This is a genomic window from Limnohabitans sp. JirII-31 (assembly GCF_002778315.1).
Classification (GTDB): Bacteria; Pseudomonadota; Gammaproteobacteria; order Burkholderiales; family Burkholderiaceae_C; genus Limnohabitans.
In genome coordinates this window covers 197851-209839 of record NZ_NESA01000002.1, presented here as the reverse complement: position 1 = coordinate 209839, position 11989 = coordinate 197851, and the positions used below count along the sequence as shown (strand labels likewise).

The window sequence follows — 11989 nt, the reverse complement described above, 5'->3', positions numbered from 1 at the left end:
CTTCACGCCTTTGGTTTGTGGTCAATTTGATCGAGTCGATCGTTGAGTTTGTGAATTTCGTTTGTGAGCTGGTTGATCCGGCTTTGGCATTGCTGCAACCATGATTCGACATGACTGGGCAGACCTTGAGGCAAAGTCATGGACATCGGAGGAAGGTCTGCGCCAGGCATGGACTCTTGGTGTGACACCTCTACTTGCATCACTTCTTGCGCTGGCAACTCGGGCTCGGTCAGCACAGGTTCAGAAGCCTTCACCTGCTCGGTCAGCGTGGGGACTTGTGCCAAGGCTTCGGCAGACATGCCTGCGGCGTCTGGCGCCAAATCAGGCACGGTGATGTGCGGCAAGCTCTCTGGCGCGGACCGCACAAAGGTCGCACCCTCGTCCTTCACGACGATAGGGGTGTCGTCTTGGTCTGGACGAATCAACTGGGCTTCTTCTGACGTACTCATCAACATTCCTTCACCTGAACGCTCTGAATCACTCGAACTGAGTTTTCAAAGACTGGCTGCCACGCAGCCATGCTTTGCCCAGCAGCGGGCTGGACTGCATATAAGCATCGGCTTCAGATTTGCTGGCAAAAGGGCCAGACACCAAAATAAAGTAGCGTTTGTTGCCACCTTTTTTACGTGGTGTCATGATGCGGGCGCTGGCATACAACTTATGGCTACGTTTGAATGCCACCACTTCTTTCTCGGTGTCAAACGCCGCCAGCTGAACCACCCAGCTGTTGGGTGGTAATTGCTTGAGCCATTCTTCATCTGTCGCCTCGCTCAATGCGTTGGGCTCGCTCGGCTTGGCGGCGACGGCTTTTTCGGCTGGTTTGTCGCTGGCCTTGTCCAACGGCTTGGCGCTTGCCAGCGCAGAGGACGCGACCACCGCAGGCGCAGGCGCTGGCGCTGACGCTGCTGGCTCAGCGGCCACCACAGGGCCCACCGCTGCACTGGCGGTTGACGCGACGGGTTCTGCCGCAGATGCTGCAGAAGCGGCGGCCTGTAAAGCCTCGGCAGAAGCCAATGCTTGGGCAGACAAAGCAGCGGCACTGGCCGCATCTTCTGCGGGCGTGGCCACAGCGGGTGTGCCGCGCAGCAGGTATTTCTTCATCAACTCAACTTCGTCGAGCAACGCATCACGGTACATGTAGCCATAGGCCGCGATCGACAACAACACCGCCAAGGTAATCAGGCCCCAAGGCGTTTTGCGGGCAGGTCGCTCGAACACCAGCGCAGGCTCGGGCGCTTGAGGCGGCACCACCTCGGCCAACAGCGTGGGCTCACGCGAGAGTTCGGGCAAGTTCTGCGGTGACAAGGCCGCTGCCGACACCGCAGGCGCAGCCGGCGTCACAGCTTGTGACTCGGGCAACAACACGGGTTCTTGTTTTGGTTTGTCAGCACCGGGCACACGCCATGTGGGTTTGGGGGGCTCAGCCACCCAGTTTTCCAATGGCTTCTTGGCTTGCCCTGCTTGGGTCTCAACTTCCCATTGCAACAGGTTTTTGCCAAACGCCTCCAACTTGCTGCGGTAGTTGGCGCTGCGGTTGAGCAACAAAATGACACTGATATTGCCTGCCGGAAAACCATTGACCAAACGGGCCAACAACTGCAACTCGAAGTCTTGCATCAAGATGGAGTCGCGAAACACCAGGTAGCGCCGTGGCGCATGCTTCTTGTCTTTTTCCAAGGCTTGGTTGAGTGTGAGCTCCGACAAGATTTCATTGAACTTTTTGACCAATTGTTCTGAATTGGTGGAAGCACAAAATTCGATGTGGGTTTCACCTTGCGCACGCAAGCGTTCGTCGAACAATTTGCCGTAGAAGTCGAGCACTTGGTCGTGATCGCTCAACACCGCCAAATTGAGACTTCCTTCGGTCAAGGACTTCAGGAGAATTTCAAAACGCAACCGGTCACCGGGGCTTTGGTAAATGTCAGTCATGCGGGCAACTCGGGTCTTATGTGTTCATCAAGACGCCGTTGGCATCGAACTTCATCTCATCGGGGATGGACGGCGTGGGCTTGACCACCTCATGTCCTCGTCCATACGACTGGTTCAAACTGAACACATAAGCAATGACCTGCGCAACCGCGTGGTACAGAGCCTCTGGAATGGGGTGGTCTAACTTCGTCGTGAAGTATAAGGCGCGGGCCAACAAAGGCGCCTCAAAAAGATACACACCATGCGCCTGTGCTTCTTCACGAATACGGGCTGCCAAACCGTCTTCACCTTTGGCCACCAAGAGCGGTGCACCGTCTCCGGTGGGGTCATACGACAAAGCCACCGCAAAGTGGGTTGGGTTGGTGATGACCACGTCCGCGTCTTTCACCTTGCCCATCATTTTGTTTTCCAAGATTTCGCGCTGGCGACGACGAATTTGACCTTTGACCTCAGGGCTACCCTCTGAGTTCTTCATTTCGTCGCGCACCTCTTGTTTGGTCATCTTGAGTTTTTTGTTGAGCTGGTGACGCTGCAAAGGCACATCCACCAACGCAACCAGCACCAAACCCAAACTCAGCCAGAAACAAGCATCCACGATGATCGTGCCCGACACCTTGATGGCCTCCCCCAAATCCATTTGGGAAATGTTGGTCAAGTCGTTGAGGTTGTTCATGATGGACATCAACAAGATGGCACCCACCACCAAAAATTTGGCCACCGCTTTGCCCAAGTTGATCAGCGCGTCCATGCCAAACATGCGCGCCAAACCCGACATCGGGTTGAGCTTGCTGAACTTGGGCAAGGCCAAGTGCGGTGAAAAGATAAAGCCGCCGGCCAGCGTGGTGGACAACACGGCAATCACATACAGCACGGCCATCAGCGGCAGCACAATCAAAAACCCATCCACCATCGCGTTGCCAAACACCGCAGGCAGCAACTCAGCCTTGTCGAGTGTGCGTGGGTCAAAGTTCAACTGGCTTTTGAACAAGCCCCCCATTTTGGTAAACAGGTACTGTCCCATCATGGTGAAGAACAAGGTGGCCACCACCATCATGGCGGCAGGCGGCAGTTCTTGCGACCGCGCAATTTGTCCGTCTTCACGGGCCTTGCTCAGCCGCTGCGCGGTAGGTTCTTCGGTTTTGTCTTGGCCGCTTTCTTCTGCCATGTCATTCCCCTAAATAAGAGCGAAGCATCAGAAACGACTGCGCCCAGATCCACTGGATGCGCGCCACGTTGTTGCCCATCGACATGATGAGAATCACAAAACCGGTCAAGATCAGGGCCGGAAAACCGACCGTGAAAATATTCAAACTCGGAGCCGCACGGGCCACAAAGCCCAAGCCGACGTTGATGAACAGCAGCGTCATCATCACGGGCAAGGCAATCAACAGCGCGCCCAAAAACATCATGGCGCTCCAATGAATCATCTTGCCCAGCATGTCTTGGCTGAAGAACTCCTGGCCAATCGGCAACAGCTTGAACGACTCGAGCACCAGGCCAAACACAATCAAGTGACCGCCCATGCCCAAAAAAATCAAGGTACCCATGATGTTGAAAAACGCCGACAGCACCGGCACGTTGCCCATGTTGGGGTCAATCATGTTGGCAATGGTCAAGCCCATGGAAGCCGAAGCCGCCTGCCCCGCCACCACCAGAGCCGCAGATGCCACTTGAAACACCAGGCCCATGGTCAGGCCAATCAGAATTTGGCGTGAAATCTCCATCAGGCCTTCAGCCGTGAGGGGGTCGATGCGCGGAATGTCAATTTGCTGTGTGACCACAAAGGCCATCGAGAAGGCCAACAAAATGCGAATGCGCATGTTGACCGCACGGATCGAAAAAATAGAAGTGAACGCTAAAAACGCAGACAAGCGCAACATCGGCCAAATGACGACCAAAAATTTATCGAGGATGTCGATGAGCGCGAGGTTCATGGTGACTTACATGAACAAACTGGGAATGCGGGTGAAGATGCCCTTGGTGTAGTCCACCATGGTGTTGATCATCCAGCCCCCGGCCACTGACATGGTCAGGCCGACCGCCAAAATCTTAGGAATGAAGCTCAGGGTCTGCTCGTTGATCGACGTCGCGGCTTGAAAAATACCCACCACCAAACCCACGATCAAACCCACGCCCAGCAGAGGGCCCGAGATGATCATGGTCATCCACAACGCCTGACGGGCCAAATCAACAACGGCTGCACTGTCCATGGGTCTACTCCTTAAAACACAAAGCTGTTGGCGAGTGACGCCATCAACAGCGTCCAACCGTCAATCAACACAAACAGCATCAGCTTGATGGGCATCGAAATGATCATGGGCGACAGCATCATCATGCCCATGGACATCAACACGCTGGCCACAATCAAATCGATCACCACAAACGGGATGTAAATCAAAAATCCAATGGTGAAGGCGCTCTTGATTTCCGACGTGATGAACGCTGGCATCAAGGTGGTGAAAGGCACTTGTTCAGAGCTTTCCAACTCACGGCGGTTAGAGATTTGCATGAACATGGCAATATCGTCTTCACGGGTCTGCTTCATCATGAAGTCACGCACCGGCACTTCGGCCTTGATCAAAGCTTTGTCGAAATCGAGGTTGCTGTTCATGTAAGGACCGACGGCCTCTTTGTAGACCTGCTCAAACACGGGCGACATGATGAAGAACGTCAAAAACAAAGCCAGTCCCACCAGCACGGTGTTGGGCGGTGTTTGTGCCGTGCCCAGCGCCTGGCGCAAGATAGACAACACGATGATGATGCGCACAAACGAGGTCATCATCAGCAGCATCGAGGGCAACAGCGTGAGCGTTGTCATCAAGCCCAGCAACTGCAAACTCATGCTGTATTGCTGACCGGCTTTGCCACCGCTGACATTGACCAAGGGAATACCTTGCGCATGACCCAAGGTGGGCAACATGAGCAAAGCCAATAAAAGAAGTGCCAAGATCACATACAAGATCTTGCGAACGATAGGCTTATGCCACATGGTCAGCTCCTTGTGTCCATGCGTGCAGGGTTTTGACTTCACCAGGGCTGACGCTGGCCAGCACCAGTTGCCCATCGACCTGAATCAACACCATCTTGTGCTTCAAGCTCAAGGGCAAGGCCTCCAACACCTGGATGCGGCGGTCCGCGTGGCCCATGGCTCCTAGGTTCTTATTGCGCTTGACCCACCACCACGCGCCCAACAGCAGCAGCAACACGCTGAGCGTGCTGGCGATGAACTGGGTCCAATTGAAACTTTGCATGGTGACTTCCTTGGCGACGTGACGGTTTTTTGACACTTGAAGTGCCTATGCACAAGGTATTGCAATGGTTGTGCCAACCCGTCCGACACCCAGAGGTGGGCGGTATAGTTCTTTCATGAAAAAGCGCCACGCCCTTCTTCTTGCCGCCAGCTTGCTTGCCAGCCAAACCCTGCACGCCGCCAATTGGACGGCGGTTGGGCTGTTTGACATCGGCACGTTCTACGTCGATCTCGACACCCAGGTGAAATCAGGCGACCACCGCAAGGTCTGGACGGCGCTGGACTACCGCACGCCCAAGGTCAACCAACACAATGGCAAAACCTTCAAGTCAACCCGCATGCAAATGGAGTTCGACTGCAAAGCCGAGACCGTGCGCACCCTGTCGCTCTCGTACCACTCGGGCGTGCGCTTGAGTGGCGAGACGCTTTCCAGCGAAGGCGTCATCGGTCCGTTTGAGCCAGTGCCACCCGACACCCCGATTCACAAAATCATGCGCCTGGTCTGCTGAGGGCTGACCCCACATGGGCTTTGTGCGCGACCTCTGGCATGCCGGTGGCACCGGTGGACTGAACTGGCATGTGCACGCCTGCTACACACGTTCGCAATGGCAAGCCACCGTCGCACAGCTTGAAGATTTTTTGAACCACGTCACGCCAGGGTCAGGCCATTTGCTGTTGATTGGTGCCAGCGCGGGCTGGATGATGCCGCCGAGCTGGCTGCTGCGTTTCAAACGCATCGACGCTTACGACATCGACCCTCTGGCAGCCCGTTTGTTTGACTGGCGCCACGGCAAGACGCTGCGCGCGCAGGGCATCACCCTGCAACACCACCGCGAAGACGCGTTGCTCCATCTGCGCGATGTGCTGCAACGTCACCCCCAAGCCTGCGTGTGGTTTGACAACATGCTGGGCCAGCACCGCTTTCGTGTGCGCGACGAGGTGCGGGCAGAACAAGACCTGGCGTCGTTGAAAGACACCTTGCAAGGGCGTCACTGGGGCAGCGTGCATGACCTGTATTCCGGTCCGACCCAGGACAACAGGCTGTGGATGAGTCGCATCGCGTCGTTGACACGCGCAGGCTTGGACAACAGCCACATCAACAGCCAGCACACCCAAGCCCTGCTGCGCGAGGTTGGAGCCCAAGAGGTCTGGGTGGACCATCTCACGGCCCAGGTGTTTCCACCAGGCACAGCCACCACGCTGATGCCCTGGGCCTTCAAAGACCGCTACTGCCATTGGCTGCAAGCGGGCTGGGTTGCAGGTGCAAACTAAGTTACGATTAAATTGGATTTCAATGTAGGAACACTCATGAAGCCATCTCTTGCCCTGCAAACAAACCGTGCTGCTATTCGCACTGTGGTTGAACGTCATCGTGCCCGCAATGCGCGTGTTTTCGGTTCAGTGCTCCATGGCGATGACCACGAAGGCAGTGACTTAGACCTCTTGATTGACCCAACACCAAACACCAGTTTGATGGATATCGCCAAGATTCAAGTTGAACTAGAAAAGCTCTTGGGCGTTCCTGTCGATGTACTGACCCCCAAGTCCTTGCCTGACAAATTCCGCAACTTTGTATTGGCCGAAGCGGCCCCTGTATGAAGAAAGCATTGCGAGCGCCTGACTACTTGGGCCACATTCTTGCTGCCATTGAGCGCATTGAGCGCCACACGGCTGACATTGACGAACTTGGGTTTCTCAATAGTGAGTTGATTCAGGATGCGGTGATTCGCAACATCGAGATCATTGGCGAAGCCGCCAACAACATCCAACGGGTTGATCCCTCATTTGCCGCAGCAAATGAAGAAATTCCATGGCAAGTCATGTATGCCATGCGCAATCGTCTATCGCATGGTTACGACAAAGTGGATTTTGAAATGGTGTGGCAAACCATTTGCAATGATTTGCCTGATCTCTACAAGCTGGTCAAGAATGTCAAGCCTTGAGGTTGTAGAGCATCACGCCGGCAGCATCCATCTCGCGCTGTTCGCGTTTTCTGGCATGGTCGCGCACGGCTTTGAGGTCTTGCTCCAGCAATGTCTCCATCTGGATGCGCTTGTGCTCCGCAGCGCGTAAAGCCAGTTGCGTCTGTGCCAGGTTCTGCTGGGCTTTGAGCAAGTCCTCATCCACCCGCGCGATCAGCGCTTGCAGTTGCTGCATGAAGCCGCGAAAGTTCAAGGTCTCGGCCATGCTGTGGAGTTTTTTTTCAGCCTCTTGCGAGCGCCGCACATAGTCTTCATACAGCATGGCCATGCGTTCACGGCTTTGCTGCAAATGGACCACACGCTGGCGTGCCTTGCTGACTTCGGCATGGGCCTCGTCGCATTTTTCTTTGGCTTTTTTGGCCAACACGGGCCATGCGGCGCGCGGCTTCATGACAGCAGATGACGCAATTGGTTGCGGGTGACGTCGTAGTCTTCACCCAGGTGCATGTCTTGGCGCAAGAACATCACCATCGAGTCGCGCAAGCGAATGGCCTCGTCCAGCTCAGCGTTGGTGCCGGCCTCGTACGCGCCCACCTGCACCAGGTCCGCGTTTTGCTGGTACACCGACCACAGGCGACGGAACTTGTTGGCTTGGCGCAGATCATCTGGCTCCACCAAGGTTTGCATCACACGCGAAATCGAACCATTCAGGTCAATCGCAGGGTAATGCGCCTGGTCCGCTAAGCGGCGCGACAACATGACCTGGCCGTCGAGCGAAGCACGGGCAATGTCAACAATGGGGTCTGAGGCATCGTCGCCCTCAGCCAGCACCGTGTAGATGGAGGTGATGGAGCCGTGGCCATGACGGCCCACACCACCGCGTTCAATCAAATTGGGCAACAAAGCAAACACCGACGGCGGATAGCCCTTAGCCGTGGGCGGCTCGCCAATGGCCAAGCCAATTTCACGCTGGGCATGGGCCACACGGGTCAAGCTGTCGCACAGCATCAACACGTTTTTGCCTTGGTCGCGAAAATACTCAGCCACCACATGGGTCATGTGGGTGGCTTTGAGGCGCAGCACGGGCGACACGTTGGCAGGGGCGGCAATCACCACCGACTTGGCCAGGCCTTCGGCCCCCAGCGACTCCGCAATGAAGGCTTGCACTTCACGGCCACGTTCGCCAATCAAACCAATCACCACCACATCAGCCTTGGTGAAGCGCGTCAGCATGCCCAACAGCACGCTCTTGCCCACGCCAGAGCCAGCCACCAAGCCAATGCGTTGTCCGCGGCCAATCGTCAACACGCTGTTGATGGCTTTCACGCCCACGTCCAAGATGGTGTCGATGGGCCCACGCTCCATCGGGTTCAAAGGGCGGCCCAACAGGCTCAATTCATCGGGCAGCTCGGGCAAGGGGCGGCCATCCAGGGGTTGTCCGCGGCCATCGACCACGCGCCCCAGCAAACCATCGCCCAGACGCACCAGCGCCGAGTTGCTTATGACACGCACCCTATCGCCCGGGCCCACGCCCACCGGATCGGTGAAGGGCATGAGGTAGAGCGTTTTGTCGTTGAAGCCCACCACCTCGGCTTCCACGCGGTGGCCGTTTTGGCCCAACACCTCGCAGCACGCCCCCAGAGGGGCCATGATGCCGCGCGTCTCCAGCGTCAAGCCCACCAGGCGCACCAAGGTGCCACTGGTGCGTGGCGTGGGCACGCGCAGTTTGGGCAAGCTGCGCTGAACTTCCTGGGAAAAATCAAGCATGGACGAATTTATTTGGTTTCAATCATGCCGCGAATGACAGCCGCCACACGGCTTTGGTCTTGGTGCACCACCATGCGCACCACACCCACTTTGTCTTCGTAGCTCTTGGCATTGTTGAGCAGTTCGGGCGGAATCACCGGCTTCTTGGCATTCTTTTGTTCGCGCTTCATGCGCTCTTTGATTTCGGCCAAGGTTTCACCTTCGCGAATTTCAATTTCACCTTCGGCCAGCGCCTCTTCGGGCGCTGCTGCGTCGGCACGGCCAGCCTGCGCCGCGTCGGTTTGCGCTGCATCGCTGGCCACTGGCTGACCATGGGCGTCAACGGCAGGCACGCTGTCTGCGACAGCCTCTGTCGTCCCATCGCCCTGTTCCGTGGCATCGACCACGCTGCTGTCTGCTGCTGGGTCGGCGGGCTCTTCGGGTTCTGGCTCGGCTTGCACCACAGGCTTGGGCTGCAAGCGAGGTGGCAATTCGATCAACAGTTGTTGGTAGCGAATTTGGTGAGCACGTTTGGTCTCTTCCTCATACGCCACACGCGCCAATTCTTGATGCACGACATCGAGCATTTGTTGTTGCTCGGCATCGCTGAAGACCGGATTGCCGACCACGTTGAGCAGCAACGGGCGAACCACAGTGACCAAGATCACCATGAAAATCAAACCCATCAGCATGGTGTTGAGGACGTCAGGCAAGATCATCGTCGTGCTCCGTATGGTCTGTCGAAGGCGCTGGTGGGACCAGGGCCGATTGTTTTTCCCAGCTCGGCACATCCAGCAGCAGGTTCTTTGCCAAGGCTTGCAAGCGGTGTTCGATCAAGTCTTCCACCACCATGTCATTGGCAAACACACGCACGCTGCCGGGTTGGAGCTCGGGGCTGGCTTCAAGGCGCAGGCCTTGCAAAAATTCGCCACCTTGGGCTTGCAGACTTTTCTTGTCGTCGGGGTTGAGTTCCACCACCACACCCTCTTGCAGCGGGTGGCTGACTTCATCCAGACAGTGCTGCACCAAGCGCTCAATGGCTGCGCTGGACATGCGCAACTCGCCCAATACCAACTGCTCGGCCAGGTGCAGGCTCAGTCGTTTGAGAGGTTCAAAAAATTGTGTCGAATCGGCCATCAAGGTTTGCAAGCCTTGTGTCACCTGCGCCAACAGTGCGCATTGGGCGGCCACATCGTCGGCCATGGCCTGACGGGCTTGTTGTTCCCCCAGCGCCATGCCCTGGGCCAACCCTTGTTTCATGCCTTGGGCAAAGTGGTCGGCTTCGCGTTGCGCCACTTCTTCAGGGGCAATGCCAGGTTGAACCGGTTCCGGTTCCGGTTCAGGCTCGGGCTCAACCGGCGCAGCCTCAGGCTCTGCGAGCTCAGTCTGCACATCTGCCTCAACCTCGTGGGTGGGCTCATCTTGTGTTGGCAGTTCAAGCGCTGTGGACTCGCCTTGTGCCACCACGTCTGCGGCAGCTTGTGTCGCCACTTGCTCTTGAATGTCTGTCACTGCTTCTGTGGCGATCTCTGACGGGGCATCCGCAGGCTCGCCATCCAGTTCAAGCACAGGCGTTGCCTGGGACTCAGCCATGGCATGGTCTTCTTGGTCGGTGTCTGGTGCAGGTTCGTCAACGGTTTCAGCTGTCTCAGCAGGCACCACCTCGGCCAGGTTGACCGCAGTGTGTGGCGACAGATCGTCAGCCACAAAGGGGGCCACCACAGGCTGTGGCTTGGCCACGTGTCTCGTCTTGTCGGAACGACTTGTGTAGACATCCAGCACAAACGGCAAATGCGCGTTGGTGGAGGAGCCATCTTCAGAGGCATTTTTTTCTTGTGCAAAGGCCTCATGGCTGTGCTCGGCATCGAGCAAGGCCAGGGCCTTCTTGGCCTGTGCGGAGAGTGGCTCCGTCATCGGCTCGTAGCTGTCCACCGCAAAATCGGTGCGGCGTGGCGGCATGCCCGTGTCGGCAAATGCTTGCGGCTCAGCGTCAGTCCACCGTGCTGCACTGAACGGCTGCTCTTCGCGGGTAGACCGCAAATAGCTGGTGGACTGCCAAGGCTTGGCCGGCCGCAAAGGACGCGGTTGGTTAAACAAAGTCCGCGCCCCCGAGGATCAGTTCGCCCGAATCGGACAGCTTGCGCGCCATGCGCATGATGTTCTTTTGCGCCGCTTCCACGTCGGACATGCGTTGCGGGCCCTTGGCTTCCATGTCGTCGCGGAACATGCCACGGGCACGTTCGGACATGTTGTCGTAGAAACGGTCTTGGCAGGCTGGGCTGGCACCTTTGAGGGCCATCATCAACAAGTCTGGCTCCACCGCACGCATGAGCACCTGAATGCCTTTGTTGTCCACGCTGGTGAGGTTTTCGAAGGTGAACATGTTGTCTTGGATCTTGAGCATGATGTCAGGATCAATTTCGTTCAAGCCGTTCATGATGCTTGACTCCAACTCGGTCTTGGTCAAGTTCATGATCTTGGCGGCCGCTTGCACGCCCCCAAAGCTCGACGACTGAGCCGACGCACTCTTGGAGAACTGCTGCTTCATGATCGCTTCCAACTCGGCCATAGCCGAGGGCTGCACAGTGTCCAAGCTGGCAATGCGTTGAATCACCTCAGGGCGGATCGAAGGGTCCAGATAAATCATCACGTCAGCCGCCACTTCAGGTTCGAGCAAGGACATGATGATGGCCACCACTTGGGGATGCTCGGACTTGATCATGTCGGCAATACCGCGCGCGTCCATCCAGGTCAGGATATCCAGGCCCTTGGTGCCTTGACCCGGCATGATGCGGCCCAACACAGAAGCAGCTTTGTCGTCGCCCAAGGCACGACGCATCACCTTTTCCACATAGTCGGTGTTGCCCATGCTCAGGGTAGATTGTTTCTTCAGATGTTCGACAAATTCGTCCAACACCACGTTGACGGCTTCTTGCGAAAAGTCGGCCACAGACACCATGGCCGCGCCCAAGGCTTGTACCTCTTTGGGGTTCAAAAATTTGATGATGTCTGCGGCTTGGTCTTCACCCAAGAGCAGCATCAGCACTGCGGCACGTTGTGTGGAGGTGATGGCTGCCAGTTCGGTGCGCAGCGCCTCGGTCATCACAATGCCATTGTCGTTATCAGCCATGGTCTAGTCCTC

At 56.7% G+C, this 11989-nt stretch carries 16 protein-coding genes; 4 read left to right on the top strand and 12 right to left on the bottom strand.

Annotation, left to right across the window (positions count from 1 at the left end; translation table 11 throughout):
- Positions 1-2: 2 nt before the first annotated feature.
- The 7 genes from B9Z41_RS04525 to B9Z41_RS04495 are packed head-to-tail and all read right to left on the bottom strand — an operon-like array spanning position 3 to position 5180.
- The gene (locus tag B9Z41_RS04525) at positions 3-449 is read right to left on the bottom strand and encodes a hypothetical protein (protein ID WP_143474150.1); all 447 of its coding nucleotides are present in this window, start codon (positions 447-449) and stop codon (positions 3-5) included.
- Positions 450-477: 28 nt separating this feature from the next.
- A complete protein-coding gene (locus tag B9Z41_RS04520) occupies positions 478-1929 on the bottom strand; it encodes an SPOR domain-containing protein (protein ID WP_100145505.1) in 1452 nt (483 codons plus the stop codon).
- Between the two features lie 16 nt (positions 1930-1945).
- Positions 1946-3094 carry a flagellar biosynthesis protein FlhB gene (gene flhB, locus B9Z41_RS04515; RefSeq protein ID WP_100145503.1) on the bottom strand — a complete coding sequence of 383 codons (1149 nt, stop codon included), beginning with the start codon at positions 3092-3094 and terminating at the stop codon, positions 1946-1948.
- A gap of 1 nt (position 3095) precedes the next feature.
- Positions 3096-3863 (bottom strand): flagellar biosynthetic protein FliR, encoded by a 768-nt coding sequence (gene fliR, locus B9Z41_RS04510; RefSeq protein ID WP_100145501.1) that lies wholly within the window; start codon positions 3861-3863, stop codon positions 3096-3098.
- Positions 3864-3869: 6 nt separating this feature from the next.
- The gene (gene fliQ, locus B9Z41_RS04505; RefSeq protein ID WP_100145499.1) at positions 3870-4139 is read right to left on the bottom strand and encodes a flagellar biosynthesis protein FliQ; all 270 of its coding nucleotides are present in this window, start codon (positions 4137-4139) and stop codon (positions 3870-3872) included.
- Positions 4140-4150: 11 nt separating this feature from the next.
- On the bottom strand, positions 4151-4918 hold the full coding sequence (gene fliP / locus B9Z41_RS04500) for a flagellar type III secretion system pore protein FliP (protein ID WP_100145497.1): 768 nt from the start codon (positions 4916-4918) through the stop codon (positions 4151-4153).
- Positions 4908-5180, bottom strand: coding sequence for a flagellar biosynthetic protein FliO (locus B9Z41_RS04495; RefSeq protein WP_143474149.1), 273 nt, complete (start codon positions 5178-5180; stop codon positions 4908-4910). The genes fliP and B9Z41_RS04495 overlap by 11 nt, the downstream gene beginning before the upstream one ends.
- Before the next feature lie 115 nt (positions 5181-5295).
- Here B9Z41_RS04495 and B9Z41_RS04490 point away from each other — a divergent pair, with 115 nt between their 5' ends.
- Genes B9Z41_RS04490 through B9Z41_RS04475 form a run of 4 tightly spaced genes read left to right on the top strand, consistent with a single transcriptional unit; the run spans position 5296 to position 7122 of the window.
- Positions 5296-5688 (top strand): surface-adhesin E family protein, encoded by a 393-nt coding sequence (locus tag B9Z41_RS04490; RefSeq protein WP_100145493.1) that lies wholly within the window; start codon positions 5296-5298, stop codon positions 5686-5688.
- Positions 5689-5701: 13 nt separating this feature from the next.
- On the top strand, positions 5702-6451 hold the full coding sequence (locus B9Z41_RS04485; protein WP_100145491.1) for a hypothetical protein: 750 nt from the start codon (positions 5702-5704) through the stop codon (positions 6449-6451).
- A 36-nt stretch (positions 6452-6487) separates the two neighbouring features.
- A complete protein-coding gene (locus B9Z41_RS04480; RefSeq protein ID WP_100145489.1) occupies positions 6488-6778 on the top strand; it encodes a nucleotidyltransferase family protein in 291 nt (96 codons plus the stop codon).
- Positions 6775-7122 (top strand): DUF86 domain-containing protein, encoded by a 348-nt coding sequence (locus B9Z41_RS04475; protein WP_100145487.1) that lies wholly within the window; start codon positions 6775-6777, stop codon positions 7120-7122. The genes B9Z41_RS04480 and B9Z41_RS04475 overlap by 4 nt, the downstream gene beginning before the upstream one ends.
- Here B9Z41_RS04475 and B9Z41_RS04470 read toward each other — a convergent pair.
- Genes B9Z41_RS04470 through fliG form a run of 5 tightly spaced genes read right to left on the bottom strand, consistent with a single transcriptional unit; the run spans position 7112 to position 11977 of the window.
- Positions 7112-7552 (bottom strand): flagellar export protein FliJ, encoded by a 441-nt coding sequence (locus B9Z41_RS04470; RefSeq protein ID WP_100145485.1) that lies wholly within the window; start codon positions 7550-7552, stop codon positions 7112-7114. The two genes, B9Z41_RS04475 and B9Z41_RS04470, sit on opposite strands and share 11 nt — an antisense overlap.
- A complete protein-coding gene (locus tag B9Z41_RS04465; protein ID WP_100145483.1) occupies positions 7549-8868 on the bottom strand; it encodes a FliI/YscN family ATPase in 1320 nt (439 codons plus the stop codon). The genes B9Z41_RS04470 and B9Z41_RS04465 overlap by 4 nt, the downstream gene beginning before the upstream one ends.
- An 8-nt stretch (positions 8869-8876) precedes the next feature.
- Positions 8877-9566 carry a hypothetical protein gene (locus B9Z41_RS04460; RefSeq protein ID WP_100145481.1) on the bottom strand — a complete coding sequence of 230 codons (690 nt, stop codon included), beginning with the start codon at positions 9564-9566 and terminating at the stop codon, positions 8877-8879.
- Positions 9553-10944 carry a FliH/SctL family protein gene (locus B9Z41_RS04455; protein ID WP_143474148.1) on the bottom strand — a complete coding sequence of 464 codons (1392 nt, stop codon included), beginning with the start codon at positions 10942-10944 and terminating at the stop codon, positions 9553-9555. Before B9Z41_RS04455 ends, B9Z41_RS04460 begins: the two co-directional genes overlap by 14 nt.
- Entirely contained in the window at positions 10937-11977 is a 1041-nt protein-coding gene (fliG, locus tag B9Z41_RS04450; RefSeq protein ID WP_199172932.1) for a flagellar motor switch protein FliG, read from the bottom strand. Before fliG ends, B9Z41_RS04455 begins: the two co-directional genes overlap by 8 nt.
- Between the last annotated feature and the right edge of the window lie 12 nt (positions 11978-11989).